The organism is Acinetobacter terrae (assembly GCF_013004375.1).
In the GTDB taxonomy this organism is placed as follows: domain Bacteria; phylum Pseudomonadota; class Gammaproteobacteria; order Pseudomonadales; family Moraxellaceae; genus Acinetobacter; species Acinetobacter terrae.
Window position 1 is genome coordinate 1 of the sequence record NZ_JABERI010000016.1, and the last position, 15,824, is coordinate 15,824.

The window sequence follows — 15,824 nt, forward strand, 5'->3', positions numbered from 1 at the left end:
ATGAAAGAATCAAGGTTAAATTGAAAGGACTGACCCCTGTAGAATACAGAAATCAGTCCTTAGAAATTGCCTAACTTACTGTCTAACTTTTGGGGGTCAGATCATCCTGTTGGGCTTTTTCGTATTTGCTGCTTAGGTATAACTCCTGTCGTACCGCACATTCCTTATGTTGTTTTTTATTCTTTTTATTGTTTGGAACATCCTGTTCTCTATGTCCCCATCATAAGAAATAAACCCCAGATCGCCTAGACGCAAAGGGCTGTAATTGTTGTGAGCAAATGCGTACACGCTCGGCTAAAAACTACCCCCTTTTTATCCGAAGAAATTAGGGAGTCTTTCTGATCTGGTAGGAGTGATAACTCACAATAAAGCATTAATTTGATTACTTATTAAGCGAATTAATTGGTAAAAACTATCAAAATTGATTAAAAAAATTCGACTTGTTTCCAAGCCGGGATTCTGCTGATATTTCTAGTTTTTCTTTTATGTTAACTTATTGATATTACAATATTATTTCAATTAAATTTTGTATAACGTGCATTATGTTAATTTTAGGAATATTTAAGAATCTCTACTAAGTAGTTTGTTCAATAGCTTTTAATTTCTTATCTTTTAGGCTAATCAAAAATAGCCAATAACATAAGCCTGGAAATAGAGCCATAAAAATGGTTTGTATATTCGTGTACATCATCCACCATTCTTCAGAAATTTCTCCCGTATGCCCCCATCCCAAAAGAATAAAAAATGGTATAGCAACAGCTAGAGAGCTTATACAGATAGTTAGTAAGTTGAGAGCGAAATAACGATCTAAAAGAATAGAGAACAAAAAAGTGAGTGGTACAGTTAAAATACAATAAGCTAAATAAACAAGAGCATGCCCTACAAAAACCACAAAAATTGAATATAAGCTGTATTCACGATTCATTATGATAAAGAACAATACTGCAAAGAAAAGTAATGGTAACGGAGCAAGTAATAGGGCTTTTACTATTTTTTCTTTTGAGTATTTCATTAACTTAATTCTCTTCTTTACTCGATAAATATTACCACTATACCGATTCTCGCAAAGAGCTTTGCCTCTGTAAATGTAAATTTTTTATAAATCAATAATTTAATTCAAATAAAAATTTTCTACCCTTACAGATCAGGTTTTTTGAATGATTTTTCACGTTCCGCATCTAAAATTCGATCATTTTTTTACAATTTTAATCAGTCAAATTCTACCAACACTCACCTATTGCCATATTTTCTGTTGTTAGAGCCAACTTGAATAATACTTTTAGATTAAAGTCATAATTTGCTTAGGCTATTTTAAAACTAAAATTTATCCTCTGATGAACTTAGTAAAAGTTAATCTACCCAATGTACAATTGGAAATTCATGCTTTTCGTGTTGAAACTCAACACTCTGCCAAATATCCAGCATTGGAATTTTGACATCAGTTGCGAGGGGTAATTTGTTCGGATTAAATTGCATATGAGATAAGTCTTCGCCCCATGCAATCAGATCCACATCCAAAGAAATTTGATGCGACGGACGTACACGGCCTGAATCATCTTCCATTTTTTTGAGGATAGAGGTCATTTCTTCGACGCTCATTTTACTTTTGAGCAAACACGCAGCATTCCAATAATCTGCACCCACGCCATCGCGACATGGAATTAAATAAATTTCAGAGAATTGAACCTGTCCAATTTCAGCAATCTGGGCAAATGCCTGCTTAAAATGGTGTTCAGGATGACAATTACTCGCCAGAGTTAAGGCGAATATCGTTTCGGTGGCGTTCAAGACGAATTCCTACAGAATTTGCTTGCGCGATAATGGCAGGCTTACGGATCGTAATCATAATCGATTCAACCGCAGGAAAGGTAGTAAAAAGCGCATTTAGAACAAGCTTTGCTGCATGTTCAATCAATTTTGGCTGTGCTTTTTGAATAACCGTGGCAGAAATTTCGCAAATCTCCGCATAATTTAGCGTATGTTCCAGTTCATCTGAATTAGAAGCCTGTTCCAAACTGGTCTGGATGGTCATATCAAGCATTAAAGGCTGGATGATTTGACGTTCCCAATTGAAACATCCCACCACTGTTTCGACCTTTAAACCTTCAATAATAATTGCATCCATATCTTTACCCTTAACTGACTTTAATTTTTTAATCCCTCCCAACCTCCCTTTTTTAAAGGGAGGAGCTTTTAAGTCCCTCTTTGAAAAAGTGGGATTTAGGGGGGTTTTCTTAAAAATAACTTAGTTTTTTAACAACACATTCGGATCAAGAGTTTGCACCATTTGCAGTCTTTGGTCTGCATAAATATCGGTATATGGTGCAAGAATGCGCATAAAGCGATCGAAATACAGCATTTGTTTAAACAACAATGCAAAGTCGCGTGGGAAGCGAATACCATGACGCTCGCCTACACCAACCATATCCATCATGATGTCATTTAAATCAGCAGGGTTTGAAGTGAGTAATTCCTGCGGATCGGCAAGTAATACCCCACTAAATAGACGTTCTAGGTCAGCCGCTAAAACTTGAGTATCAATCTGCTTATCCGTCATGCCCATTTTCAGCATGTTTTCTGCCATCAAGTTGTAATCAGTTTTTTGCAGTGCATCCATAAATGCGATACAGGCTGTCCACACTTCCGGATTAAGCTGACCGACAATACCAAAATCGATAAAACCGACACGACCATCTTCAAGCAGCATCAGATTACCGGCATGCAAATCGGCATGGAAGCTATTACACATCATCAAGCTGCCGAACCAGGTATTCATGGCGGTAATTAAAACTTGTGATGGGTCTTTAGATACCTTTTTTACCACATCAAAATCCGTCAATGGTACGCCATACAAACGTTGCATGGTCAATACACGGCGGGTTGAATATTGATGATAAACCTTTGGTGCAGTCGCTTTCTGGTTTTGCGTCACATTTAGATAATTCACGAAATCATCCAGGTTTTGCGCTTCTTCAATAAAGTCAACTTCACGCACCATACGGGTTTTAATTTCATCGACAATATCGGCAAGTGATGCAAATTTAACTTTCGGTACCGCTTTTTCCAGAATTTTGGTTGCCCAGTGCAAGACATTTAAGTCGGTATAAAGAATGGTTTCTACACCCGGCTTTTGCACTTTAATCACCACATCTTCGCCTGTCACCAGTTTAGCTGCGTGAACTTGTGCAATAGATGCTGAAGCTAAAGGCTTTTCGTCAATCGAAGCAAAGATTTCATCTAAATTTCTGCCTGCAAATTCAGAGGCCAAAACCCCTTGCACATAGCTAAATGGCAAAGATGGAGTTTGATCTAAACAGCCCTGAAATTCTTCAACATATTCACGTGGAAACAATGAAGGTGTACTGGCAATAAACTGCCCCAGCTTAATATAAGTTGAACCTAAGGATTCAAAAGTTTCACGCATCAATTTTGCGTTACTTGGTTTTTCTGTGGCGTATTTAATGCCGGCTTTTGCTGCAATGACAGCGGTTTCACCCACACGGGCAACTGAACGCAGTCCATCTAACCAGATATTGTTTTTCATAATGTCAGCTTAGAATTAAATTGTAGGAAGTGTAGCAAAAAAATATGGGTTTGCAGTTCTATCTTGCCTGACAGATTGAACAATCTGTATCTTTTTCGAAAGCGAGCAAGCGCTGTTTCATGCTTAAACCATCCCAAAGCAGCAGTTTCTGCTTGAGTGGCGTTTTACCTAACCCCAAATACAGTAAGGCGTGATGAGCTTGCAGGCTTGCCATCACATTAGGCGTGGTCGCTAATACACCTGAATCTGCACAGCGCAGGTTTTCATTGGCATGTTGCTCTTTGGGAAATAGACATTCATAACACGCCGATTCCCCTTCAACCATAAATAGTTGTCCCTGAAAACCAATGGCAGAAGCACTGATTAAAGGTACATTGAATTGCTTGCAGACTTGATTGACCAAATAACGTGTAGTGAAGTTATCACAGCCATCCAAAACCAAATCTTGATTTGAGATCAGTTGTTCTGCATTGCTTTCATCAAGTTTTACAGTTAGAGATTGAACACGAATATGTGGATTAATCTGCTTTAAACGTTTAGCCAGTATTTCAGATTTATAGAAACCAATATTTTCTTCTACATAGGCTATTTGGCGCTGTAGATTACTCATTTCGATCGTATCAGCATCAATCAAGGTAATTTGCCCCACACCCGCACGAGCTAGAAGTTCTGCGGTTGTACAACCGATTCCACCGCAACCGACAATTAAGACATTGGCAAGTTTGAGTTTTTCCTGTGCTTCAATATCCCAGCCATCAAGAAGAATCTGACGGCTATAAAGATGCATTTCTGCGTCACTTAACTCTAAGTCCATATCGAGTGGGTTGGTCACTTAAAATTTCCATCATAAAAAACAGACAGTAGTAGTTTATACCATCTGTTTTTTAGAAACAGATAAAACAGTATTAAGATAAAAACGCTTTTATAATTGGTATCAACCAGTTATCCAGTTTAAGTTCTATCAAAAGTAAATTTATACATTTAAAAATTTCTACTACCAACTTTATATAAGCTGTATGTTTTTCAATTTTTAATTCTATAAATCTTGATTGAGAATTTAATTTTTTGCCATTACTGTTTTTTGGCTTTTTCTTACGTCTAGCCATTATATTTACTCCGAATTAAGAGCAGTTTGGGGCTACACGCTTGTGATCAATAATAAACAGTAATGAATCCCAAACGTGTAATTAAATTACGTTGGGACATTTAAAAAGCCTGTTAGAAAGAAATAGCTATTTGTTTTTGTAGTGAAAAATTACGAATAGTTTTAAGTATTATTGGCAAATAAATCATATCTAATTGTTTAATAAATGCTGAACATAGAGCTACTAATTGCTGTTTTAATAATCCTTTAATTGAAAAATTTAAAAAATGCGAATTAACTTTTAGATTAAGAACTTCTTTAATTTCATCTACATGAATCGTACCGCCTGATGGTAAACGACGGTTAAAAGTATTCGTCACCATTTCGGTAAGTTGTTCTATACGATCATGAATACGGCTTGAATCAGCGCTTTGTTGACCTTCTACAGCCAAGAAAGCTTTACCTATCGCGACAGAGATTTTCTCTGCATCAAAAGTAGCAATATCACCGGTGCGTTTAATCACCTGAAGTTGACCAGGAATTGAAGTTATTACGCTCATGTTGGCATAGCTCCATTGTCATCTATTGTTATGTATGTGGACCATTTGAACTGGACGAAATCTCATCTCAGTGTTTGAGGAATAAACACAAGAACTAGTGGTTTAAAATCGAATTAAACACAAGATACGGGAAAATTAAGAGTAGAGCAATATTGATATTCAATAATTTATTTTAAAAGTTAAAATCATAAAAAAGCACCCTTTCGGGTGCAATAGCATGGAACTTTTAAAAACTTAAAAATGGTTTAACTGACTTTTTGAATGCCCTGCATTTTTGCAATTTCCTGTTGCTTGAGTAAATTCCGCTGAATTTTGCCACTTGAGGTTTTAGGTAAACCTTCTACAAATTCAATCTCCTTCGGATAAGCATGCTTCGATAAACGTGAACGTACATATTCCTGAAGCTTACGACTTAATTCATCTGAAGCTGAAAATTGCGGTTTAAGGACCACAAAAGCTTTGACCACTTCAGTGCGCTCTGGATCCGGTTTCCCAATCACAGCCGACTCCAAAACTTCTTCGCATTCAAGCAAAGTGCTTTCAACATCGAAAGGCCCCACACGATAGCCTGACGTTGTAATTACATCGTCAGCACGACCAATAAAATCCACCCCACCAAACTCATTTAATTTAACCGTATCACCGGTTAAATAATAATGACCGACAAAGGATTTACGGTTATGTCCGTCATAACCTTTAAACCAGGCCAATGGTGATTGTGAATTATCAATCGCAAGTGTTCCAATACCGCCTTTTTCCACTTCTTGGTTATCTTTATTCAATACTGCAAAGCGATGTCCCGGAATGGCATAACCCGCTGAACCGACTTTCTTTTCATGTTCCAATGCATGATGATTGGCAATCACCATTCCCAGTTCAGTCTGACCATATTGATCATAAATATTCACATTTAAATCATGGTTAAACCAGTGAATCACTTCAGGTGTTAAAGGCTCACCTGCACTGCTAACCACACGCAAATGTTCTTTAATTGAGGGATCAAATTTTTCTTTAAATCCAAAGAACATCCGAAATGCCGTTGGTGAGCCAGTTAAATTACTGACTTTATATTTCTGAATCACTTGCACGGCGTTATCTACACTAAATGCACGTTCATCCATAATGATGCTATGACCTAGGCTTAAAGGTCCGGTAATACCGTAATACAAGCCATATGCCCAACCCGGATCGGCCAGATTCCAGAAAGAATCTTCTTCACGTAAATCCACTGCATAAGTCATATAACCTTTAAATGCCAGCACCGCCTTTAAAGGAACAGGAACTGATTTTGCTAAACCTGTGGTTCCTGAGGTAAACATCATCAGGAAATCATCTTCAAAGCTTTGCATCACAGGTTTAAAAGATGAAGATTGCTTGGTCAGTTCTGTCCAGAAATCATCATCCTGATGACTTAATGTATTGGTTTGATACACCGTTAAAATATGCGGGACAGCGACACTATTCAGTTTTGAACGTTGTTCTTCATTGGTCACAATCAATTGGGTTTTGGCAGTATTAATTCTGTGTTCAATTGCTTTCGACTCAAACGCTGTAAACAATGGCTGATAAATTGCACCCATGCGCCAAGTCGCTAAAATCGTAATCAGCAATTCAGGGGTACGTGGCAATAAACCTGCGATACAATCACCTGCTTTCAAGCCAAGCGAAGTAAAGTAGTTGGCTAATTTTCCAGAAGCGTCTGCAAGTTGCTCAAATGTCCACTCTGCAGATTCGCCATTTTTGCCTTCCCAGATTAGGGCTATTTTATTTGAACCGAGATAACGCTCACAACATTCGACATAGGCATTGACTGCCTGAGCTGTACCAACCAGTTGTTCCGCGAGAAAATCATCAAAATTAAACTCTTGATATGCTTGTTGTAGTGTCTTCATGGCGACAACCTCTCATCCGTTATTTTATAAACAAAGCTCCTGCCTTGTTTGATCCATTTTGCTTATTGTTCTCACTCTAAAAATGCCAAAATTCCTTCAGCATTTTTTAATCTTTTAGCTTCACTATTCACCTAGATAAACATGATTAAAGACATCCTGCAATTTCCTCATCCATCAAAAAATGTGCAGGATTTGAGCACCCACTAAAGTCTAAAATTTAATCACAGCTAAATCGCTCTTTAGATTTTAGTGACCTCACGCGCAATGACTAAGCGCTGAATGTCGGATGCGCCTTCATAGATTTGGCTAACCCGTACATCACGGTAAATCCGCTCTACTGGAAAATCAGATACATAGCCATAACCACCATGAATTTGAATGGCATCTGAACAGACGCGTTCTGCCATAGTGGATGCAAACAGTTTTGCCATCGATGCTTCTTTTAAACACGGCAAGCCTGCATCTTTTAAAGTCGCAGCATGGAAAATCAGTTGCCGTGCAGCTTCAATTTGGGTGGCCATATCCGCTAGACGAAATGCCACAGCTTGGTGTTGAACAATTTCCACACCAAAAGCCTTACGTTGATTGGCATATTCTACCGCGGCATCCAAAGCCGCACGTGCCATACCGACTGATTGTGCAGCAATACCAATTCGACCCGATTCCAGATTTGATAATGCAATTTTGTAGCCTTCACCTTCCTTGCCTAACAGATTTTCGGCAGGAATTCGACAATTTTCAAAGATGATGGTTGCGGTATCTGAACAATGTTGTCCCATTTTTTCTTCAAGGCGCGAGACGATATAACCTTCGGTATCTGTCGGCACCAAGAAACAGGAAATACCTTTTTTACCAGCAGCTTTATCCGTAACTGCAAAGACAATTGCAACTTGGGCATATTTACCTGTGGTAATGAACTGTTTTGTGCCATTCAATACCCAAAAATCACCATCACGTTCTGCCTTGCATTCAAGTGCACCGGCATCCGAACCCGCTTGTGGTTCAGTTAAGCAAAAACATCCTAGCCATTCACCTGTCGCAAGTTTGGTTAGATATTTTTGTTTCTGTTCTTCTGTACCGTAGCGTTGGGTAATCCCGCAAGGTAGCGAGTTTTGGACACTGACAATGGTAGAAATCGCACCATCACCTGCGGCAATTTCCTCTAAAGCTGCTACGAGTGATACATAATCTAGGCCCGCACCGCCCCATTGTTCTGACACAGTCATGCCTAAAGCGCCAAGTTCACCCAATTCTTTTAATTCTTGTGCAGGAAATCTGGCTGTTTTATCCCGTTCTGCTGCAGTTGGTTTCAGCTTGTTTTGCGAATAGTTGCGCAACATGTCCTGAACCATCTTTTGTTCATCATTTAAAATCATTGAGCGTCCCTTTTCTTTAAATTTATAAATTGCGGTTTGAATACTGGAACATTAATAAGTCATTGCTATCGCGCAGGGCGACATGGATGTCGCCCGCTGGACTGAGATATACGGATGTATCTTCAGTCCAGCAAAGGATTTTTGTTCCTTTTGATCCTTCAAAAGGAAGGCAATACCTACGCAACCACAATTAAATGAAGATCAAAATTTGAGGTTATGAGCAAGGTAGTGCTTCCATGTTGTTTTCATATTTGCTGTTTTATCTAGGTGCCATACGAATCGCACCATCCAGACGAATCACTTCACCATTCAAATACGCATTTTCAAAAATATGTCCGACCAAATGCGCAAACTCTTCTGGTTTGGCTAACCGTGGTGGAAACGGCACCATCTGTCCCAAAGCATCCTGTACATTTTGTGGCATGCCTTTCAACATTGGGGTTTCCATAATGCCGGGCGCGATGGTCATCACGCGAATGGCTTCACGTGCAAGCTCACGTGCCAAAGGTAAAGTCATGGCAACCACGGCACCTTTAGATGCTGCATAAGCGGACTGACCAATTTGACCATCAAATGCGGCAACTGAAGCTGTATTTACAATCACACCACGTTCTTCTTCACCTGCTTTTAATTCATATTTTGCTATTAAATTTGCAGCAAAACGAATCATGTTGAATGTGCCGATGACATTAATATTCAACACTTTTTGGAACATGGCAAAGTCATGCATGCCATCACGCCCAAGCACTTTAGCAGAGGGTGCAATTCCTGCGCAGTTGACCAGACCGTTTAACTGGCCATACTCTTTTTCAACATTGTCAAAAAATACTTTTACTGCGTGTTCATCAGTCACATCCAGTTTGACAAATACTGAGTGCTCACCTAAACGCTGTTGCATTTCCAGGCCTAGCTCTTGATTCATATCGACCATGATGACTTTTGCATCTTGACCGACCAAATACGTTGCTGTTGCTGCACCTAAACCTGATGCACCACCTGTCACAACAAACACTTTTCCTTGAATTTTCATTTTGTTTTCCTGCCAATTCTTTGTATGAACACTCGACTTAAGATGCAGAGTAAATGCAGTTAAGCTAGAGTACAATTTCCAAATAATGCATCCTGAATGATGGATTCGGACAGTCCAATCTATCGCACAAATGAACTGAACATGGACATCAGTACATGAATGAACAAGATTTAAACGATAGCAAAGGAACAATCTCAATCAGTCTGGTGCATGAGGCACTATTGTCTGCCGATCATCAAGGATTAAACACACAGAATATCCTACTCAAATCAGGCATTCCTGTTGAGTTAATGCAATCCAGTAAAGCACGTGTTTCCGTTTCACAATATGCTCAGCTTTGGACCGAACTGGCGGATGCCATGAACGACGAGTTTTTTGGCATGGATAGCCATCCGATGCGTCGCGGCAGTTTTAAACTGTTATCAAAATCCGTCATGCATGCCGAAACACTGGAAAAAGCAGTTCAACATATTTTGCAGTTTTTGAATCTGGTTCTGGATGATTTTATGAGCCAGTTATTTGTTCAGGAAAACTATGCTTATATCGTGATTTACGAGCAAAAGCAGACCAAAAGAATGTTCAGTTATGCCACCTATTTAATGCTGATTCATGGCTTGATGTGCTGGTTAAGCGGGCAAAGAATTTTACTCAAACAGATTCAACTCAAATGCGATGCTCCACTGGATGATCAAGACTATAAAGTCCGGTTTTGTGAAAATATTCAATACAATAGCAATGAAAACTACATTCAGTTTGATGCCAATTATTTGAACATTCAGATCAAGCAAGATATGCAATCGTGGTATCGGTTCATTCAGCAAACGCCACACAATCTATTGGTACGCTTTAAAAATCCGAATGCCATTAGCTCTCAAATACGTAAACATTTAATGAATGTTCCACCTGCTGAATGGTTAGAACTGAATGAAATTGCACAGCGTTTAAATATGTCGGATGCCACCATTCAAAGACGCTTAAAAAGTGAAGGGGTCAGTTATCAACAATTAAAAAATGATATCCGACGTGATACCGCAATTGAATTTCTCACCAAAACAGACAAAACCCTACAAGACATTAGTGATGAATTGAGCTTTCATGATCCAAGTGCATTTCATCGTGCTTTCAAGAAATGGACAGGTGTCAGTCCGGGGGCTTATCGTCAGCATAAAGAGCAATAAGTGACTTATATTTACATAGGCTAAAATCATTATTTAATAATTTCCAAAGTTTTCATTGGCTTAAAAAATCGATGTTCCATTCATCGAAAGATATTTGCATAAAGTTCCAAAATAGGTTATTTTTCACTCAATTTAAAAGCATAGTTTTATGCTTGACCTGCTGTTCTCCTCCTCGTGGAATCACCTTAAATTAAAGGTTCTGACATGCTTAAGATGATTGATGTACTAGAGCAAAGCTTAGTGCAAAATTTTACTCATTCTCTCAACACTCACACTTCTCAATTTGATGAGCTATTGAATCAAGGTATTTTAAATGCTTCTGATTCTGCCCTTCAAAAGGCTGTCGTCAGCTTTTTTAATCGTGCAGATGCCATTGAGTCAGCTCAGGCACTGGATATCAGCGCTGACCGTATCCAAGCTTTACAAACAGGTGCAGCTTTAAAAGATGATCAATATCTTGCAGATACTGCAAAAATTGTGGCGCTTTGTTTAGCACTCGAAACGGATGCACTTACACAATTAGAAATATCAGATTGCTTGCAAGATTTCCCGGTATAAATCTGAAATAAATCAAAAAAGCGACTCCAGTGAGTCGCTTTTTCTTTGGATCAATTTAATCTATTTTTATTACACATCAACACAATATTTCTTTTTATTCATTTACTTGAAACATGGCATTGACCACCAGTTCTATTTTTTGCTGAATCGGCAGCAGATCAATCACAGTATTTTGAGCGCCCATTAAGGCATCAATCAATAACTTGCCAATCACTGCCCCAAATAGCATATCTGCCAGCAAAACCAAGTCTAATTGCAGCTTATGCTGTGAATCTGGAATACGCTGAATCGAGTCAATCAAGCTTTGCCGACTCGTTGCAATGCCCATTTGATAAAAGGTTTCAGCCATCCCCTCCAAGCCATAATTTTCCGCAATCGCTAAACGGCATAATTTCAAATGCCGTTCAGACAGCACATATTCAGCAATCATTTTGAGATGCTGTTTCAAGGCATGAATAGGATTATCTTCATTTTTAAAATCAACAGTCTGTTCTGCCCACAGATATGAAGAAGAGATAAGCGAATTGAGTAATTCTCTTTTATCGGAAAAATGCACATATAAGGTCTTTTTTGACATTCCTGTTGCAGTCGCAATTTCAGCCATCGTCACATTTGCAAAACCCTTTTCACCAAAGAGTTTTTCTGCAGCAGCATAAATTTCTTTACACCGATCTTCTACTGGCATTACCAATGGCCGACCAATTTTCGTCATTTGACTCACTCATCAGGTTTTCTTGACTTAGGAAACTCATTGGTTTCTAATGTGCACCTTGTAAAAAAAAGATCACATCTTAGGCACTCATGACTTCTTCTGCAAATCGTACCACACCGCTGCTCATTGCGGCACTCAGTACTATTGGTCCGCTCGGGATTGATATGTATTTACCCAGTATTCCTGCTATGGCCGCATCGTTGAATTGTACAGAAGGTGCGATTCAACTCAGTTTAATGACATTTTTCTTAGGCTTGATGTTTGGTCAGCTTTTTTACGGACCTTTATCAGATAAATTTGGTCGCAAACCGATAATTTATCTGGGTCTAAGCATCTTTGTTTTAGGCTCGATCGGTTGTGCATTTGCAGAATCAGTGATGCAATTACACTTTTTACGCTTAATCCAGGGTTTGGGTGGATCTATTGGTATGGTGATTGCCTTTGCCATTATTAAAGACCTGTATCAGGGGCCAATGATGGGCAAAATGATGTCAATGGTTTTGGCGATTCTGGGCCTATCACCGATACTGGCTCCACTGATTGGTAATGGCTTACAGCATTTAGAATCATGGCGTGCTATTTTCATCTTTTTAGCAGTTTATGCTGCAATTGTTTTCATTGCATGTGCAAGCTTATTGCCAGAAACGTGCTCTAAACAACACAGTGCTTCATTCAAACTTTCTAAAACGTTTCATCATTATTTTAAAATTTATTTTGATCGAAAATTTATTGTCTATGCACTGACCCTTTGTATTGCACAAGCCGGTTTCTTTGCATACTTGGCCGGTTCTGCAAGTGTTTTCATTACTGAATACAAACTCACTGCAACACAATTTAGTGTGTTATTCGCCATCAATGCTTTAGGACTGGTTGCCGCAGCCATTTTTAATCCTAAATTGCATCAAAAATTTGGCGCTTTAAAAACATATCGTCTAGTCAATACGGCTTACTTCATTGTCATTGGTTTACTGTTTAGCTTGCTTTGCATGGGCTATCACAATTTGTATATCGTATGCGCTGGACTGTTTATTGCCGTGACCTTACTCGGTTTTATTATGCCTACCGGCAGTCAACTCGCTTTAATGCACCAACATGAACATACAGGAACGGCTTCTGCACTTTTAGGTTCAATGCAGTTCGGTACAGGTGCGCTTGTTTCTGCGATCACTGGGGCTTTAGCTGCTTGGGGTAGTTTAGGACTGATTCTGGTTATTTTTGTCTGCGCTCTGGTTTCAGCACTGATGTGCAATACCTTATTTGAAAAACAAGATGCTGATGTACAACAGCCTTCATTTAAGTAATCTTTTGTTTAAATCGTCTATTATTTAAATAAATGGCTATTTAAATGTGCAATAAAAATGCCGGTAAATATCGTAATGCCAGTCAGTTAAGAAATTGACTGGCATTTTTTATTATAAATTATCATGTTATTTGATACGCGGAAACGTCATTCGCAACTGTTTGAGGCATGAGGCGCATTGCACCGCAAGACTAATAAGCTACTGTTTCTGCGATAGATTTACTACTCGGTGGTAATAGACGAGTTTTGCGATGAAAAGACTTTAAATAAATTATTTAAAGTCTTTATAAGATGCTTTTCTTGCGAAGCTTCGCTTCTCATTTGGCTAAACAAAAGAACTGACGAACTACAAATATTTAATTTAAACAGATAAGACTCCGCTGTGAATAACTCAAAAGCTAAGGAGTTTATGGTCCAATCTCTTAACTGATCAGCATTAGGTAAATGTCGGCTTTTTTATTCGCTCACCCACCATGTAATTACATTATAATTACAATGAAATTTCATCCTATAACCCTCCATTTTAAAATACTTTTTATTTTACTTTTATTCATGCCGATGTATGTTTTTAATATATAGTCATAAATATTGCAAAACTAAAATTAAAACCAATAAAATTCAAAAACTTACAATATAAAACTTAACATATCTAGAATTAAGATAATTTTATAAAAATTACTCTTTTGTCTTGCCGCGTTATTCACTGGCACTATTCGCTGCATACATAGTTCTAATAATTTAATGAATGGGGTTTATATGCAATTTTTTGGCTTTAAAACTAAAATACTGAGTGTAATTACACTGAGCTTGGCAAGTCATTATAGTCTAGCCGCGATCCCCGATATGCTTAAGCTGGATTATGCTTATTATGCGCCTACCAGTTTAGTGGTTAAGGAACAAAAACTTTTGGAAAAAGCTTTGCCTAAAACTCAAATTAAATGGGTATTTAGCCAAGGCAGTAACCGTTCACTCGAATATTTAAATAGTGATAGTGTGGATTTTTCCTCAACGGCAGGTTTAGCTGCAGCACTCAGCCGTGCCAATGGTAGCCCGATTAAAACTGTATATATCCAAAGTCAGCCTGAATGGACAGCTTTAGTCGTTGCAAAAAACTCTCCGATTAAAAGCCTAAAAGATTTAAAAGGTAAGAAAATTGCAGCAACCAAAGGGACAGATCCTTTCCTATTCACATTACAGGCACTTGAAACTGCAGGCCTGAATAAAAAGGATGTTCAACTGGTACACCTGCAACATCCTGATGGTAAAACAGCACTTGAGCGTGGACAAGTCGATGCCTGGGCAGGTTTAGATCCCTTGATGGCATCTGCTCAAGTACAATCTGGTGCAAAACTACTCTATCGAAATGTCGGTTTTAACAGTTACAGCGTATTGAGTACCAAAGAGCAATTCGCCAAACAAAGTCCTGAAGCCATTGAAGCGGTGATTAAAGCCTATGAACAGGCACGTAAATGGGCCAAAACCAATCCGGATAAACTGGCAGAATTGCTGGCGCGTGAATCCAAGCTACCCATTGCAGTAGCCAAACTTCAACTCAGCCGAACCAATTTTGAACAAAATATACCGACCGCAAAACACACCAATGCCTTGAAAAAATCGGGCAGCATTTTGACTGAAGAAGCTTTGGTTCGCCCAAGCACCAATGTGAATCAGGTGATTGATCAACTGTTTGATGCAAAATATGCGCAGAAGGTTGTGAAGTAATAATGAGTTTGCCTGTAACACCCCATAAGGCAGCTATTAAACCTAAAGTTGATAGCAGCGCCACAGCTCCTCGCTTGCTTAAATTAATAAGCAAGCTCAAGGGGCTGGTCATTCCTGTTTTTTTACTCATCCTTTGTGAAATTTTAGTTAAAAATAGTTTTATAGAACCTTACTTGCTCCCAGCACCGAGTAGCTTGTGGGACTCTTTCTTAGAACTGTCTACAGGCGATTTGTGGCTGCATATCTGGACCAGTACTTGGCGGGTATTTTTAGGTTTCTTTATCGGCAGTGGTCTTGCTCTGGTTTTTGCCATTCTGGTCGGTTTAAACAAGCAAGCTGAAGAGTTTTTAGAACCTTCTTTTTCAGCGCTTAAATCGATTCCAAGTCTGGCCTGGATTCCACTTTTACTTTTATGGCTAGGTATTGATGAGACATCAAAAATCACCCTGATTGCAATTGGTGCATTTTTCCCGACCTATACCAATACCGTTGCCGCCATTCAGGGTGTAGACCGTAAACTGATTGAAGTCGCACAAGTCTATCGCTTGAAATATTTGCAGCAGATTAAAGAAATTATTTTACCTGCCGCTTCACCCGGCATTTTAACCGGTTTACGCAACAGTTTAAGTTTAGCCTGGATGTTTATGATTGCCGCCGAACTGATTGCCGCAACACAAGGGATCGGCTATTTACTCAGTGATGGACGGGAAACTTCACGACCTGACATTGTCATTATTGCGATTATCTTATTGGCCATTTTAGGAAAAATAACCGATAGTTTAATGAAACTTGCGGAAAACTGGCTGTTACGCTGGCGCGATGTGGTCAAAAAATAAAGCGCTTTTGAGCACTTTATTTTTTTAAATCG

At 38.8% G+C, this 15,824-nt stretch carries 16 protein-coding genes and 1 pseudogene; 6 read left to right on the forward strand and 11 right to left on the reverse strand.

Going from position 1 to position 15,824, the window contains the following annotated elements:
- Window positions 1-74, forward strand: a 74-nt coding sequence (locus HLH14_RS16245) for an IS3 family transposase (protein WP_171532914.1), incomplete at its 5' end; no start/stop codon positions are given.
- Between the two features lie 500 nt (window positions 75-574).
- On the opposite strand, the gene HLH14_RS08240 is transcribed toward HLH14_RS16245, so the two are convergent.
- The 10 genes and pseudogenes from HLH14_RS08240 to HLH14_RS08285 all read right to left on the reverse strand — a co-directional run bounded on the left by HLH14_RS08240 (window position 575) and on the right by HLH14_RS08285 (window position 9,486).
- On the reverse strand, window positions 575-1,012 hold the full coding sequence (locus HLH14_RS08240) for a hypothetical protein (protein ID WP_171532883.1): 438 nt from the start codon (window positions 1,010-1,012) through the stop codon (window positions 575-577).
- A gap of 338 nt (window positions 1,013-1,350) precedes the next feature.
- Window positions 1,351-1,788, reverse strand: a complete 438-nt coding sequence (locus tag HLH14_RS08245) for a 2-amino-4-hydroxy-6-hydroxymethyldihydropteridine diphosphokinase (RefSeq protein ID WP_171532884.1) — start codon at window positions 1,786-1,788, stop codon at window positions 1,351-1,353.
- On the reverse strand, window positions 1,745-2,125 hold the full coding sequence (folB, locus tag HLH14_RS08250; RefSeq protein WP_171532885.1) for a dihydroneopterin aldolase: 381 nt from the start codon (window positions 2,123-2,125) through the stop codon (window positions 1,745-1,747). Before folB ends, HLH14_RS08245 begins: the two co-directional genes overlap by 44 nt.
- Before the next feature lie 120 nt (window positions 2,126-2,245).
- Window positions 2,246-3,544 (reverse strand): ABC1 kinase family protein, encoded by a 1,299-nt coding sequence (locus tag HLH14_RS08255; protein ID WP_171532886.1) that lies wholly within the window; start codon window positions 3,542-3,544, stop codon window positions 2,246-2,248.
- Between the two features lie 58 nt (window positions 3,545-3,602).
- A complete protein-coding gene (locus HLH14_RS08260) occupies window positions 3,603-4,358 on the reverse strand; it encodes a HesA/MoeB/ThiF family protein (protein ID WP_171532915.1) in 756 nt (251 codons plus the stop codon).
- A 91-nt stretch (window positions 4,359-4,449) separates the two neighbouring features.
- Window positions 4,450-4,650, reverse strand: a complete 201-nt coding sequence (locus tag HLH14_RS08265; RefSeq protein WP_171532887.1) for a hypothetical protein — start codon at window positions 4,648-4,650, stop codon at window positions 4,450-4,452.
- Window positions 4,651-4,930: 280 nt separating this feature from the next.
- A pseudogene (locus HLH14_RS08270) lies at window positions 4,931-5,188 on the reverse strand (ATP cone domain-containing protein); the annotation flags it as partial.
- A gap of 245 nt (window positions 5,189-5,433) precedes the next feature.
- Window positions 5,434-7,080 carry an AMP-binding protein gene (locus HLH14_RS08275; protein WP_171532888.1) on the reverse strand — a complete coding sequence of 549 codons (1,647 nt, stop codon included), beginning with the start codon at window positions 7,078-7,080 and terminating at the stop codon, window positions 5,434-5,436.
- 239 nt (window positions 7,081-7,319) lie between these two features.
- The gene (locus tag HLH14_RS08280) at window positions 7,320-8,456 is read right to left on the reverse strand and encodes an acyl-CoA dehydrogenase family protein (RefSeq protein ID WP_067726218.1); all 1,137 of its coding nucleotides are present in this window, start codon (window positions 8,454-8,456) and stop codon (window positions 7,320-7,322) included.
- 259 nt (window positions 8,457-8,715) lie between these two features.
- The gene (locus HLH14_RS08285; protein ID WP_171532889.1) at window positions 8,716-9,486 is read right to left on the reverse strand and encodes a 3-hydroxyacyl-CoA dehydrogenase; all 771 of its coding nucleotides are present in this window, start codon (window positions 9,484-9,486) and stop codon (window positions 8,716-8,718) included.
- 155 nt (window positions 9,487-9,641) lie between these two features.
- Between HLH14_RS08285 and HLH14_RS08290 the strand changes: the two genes are divergently transcribed.
- Together HLH14_RS08290 and HLH14_RS08295 are read left to right on the forward strand one after the other, a co-directional pair.
- Window positions 9,642-10,664 carry an AraC family transcriptional regulator gene (locus HLH14_RS08290; protein WP_171532890.1) on the forward strand — a complete coding sequence of 341 codons (1,023 nt, stop codon included), beginning with the start codon at window positions 9,642-9,644 and terminating at the stop codon, window positions 10,662-10,664.
- Between the two features lie 204 nt (window positions 10,665-10,868).
- A complete protein-coding gene (locus tag HLH14_RS08295; RefSeq protein WP_171532891.1) occupies window positions 10,869-11,222 on the forward strand; it encodes a hypothetical protein in 354 nt (117 codons plus the stop codon).
- A gap of 94 nt (window positions 11,223-11,316) precedes the next feature.
- Here the strand turns inward: HLH14_RS08295 and HLH14_RS08300 are convergent, their stop codons facing one another.
- Entirely contained in the window at window positions 11,317-11,934 is a 618-nt protein-coding gene (locus tag HLH14_RS08300; protein WP_171532892.1) for a TetR/AcrR family transcriptional regulator, read from the reverse strand.
- An 89-nt stretch (window positions 11,935-12,023) separates the two neighbouring features.
- On the opposite strand from HLH14_RS08300, the gene HLH14_RS08305 reads away from it, so the two are divergent.
- The 3 genes from HLH14_RS08305 (at window position 12,024) to HLH14_RS08315 (ending at window position 15,792) form a co-directional block, all read left to right on the forward strand.
- Window positions 12,024-13,235 (forward strand): multidrug effflux MFS transporter, encoded by a 1,212-nt coding sequence (locus tag HLH14_RS08305; protein ID WP_171532893.1) that lies wholly within the window; start codon window positions 12,024-12,026, stop codon window positions 13,233-13,235.
- 842 nt (window positions 13,236-14,077) lie between these two features.
- Window positions 14,078-14,956 (forward strand): aliphatic sulfonate ABC transporter substrate-binding protein, encoded by an 879-nt coding sequence (locus tag HLH14_RS08310; protein WP_228283959.1) that lies wholly within the window; start codon window positions 14,078-14,080, stop codon window positions 14,954-14,956.
- 2 nt (window positions 14,957-14,958) lie between these two features.
- A complete protein-coding gene (locus tag HLH14_RS08315; protein WP_067726203.1) occupies window positions 14,959-15,792 on the forward strand; it encodes an ABC transporter permease in 834 nt (277 codons plus the stop codon).
- Window positions 15,793-15,824 lie beyond the last annotated feature (32 nt).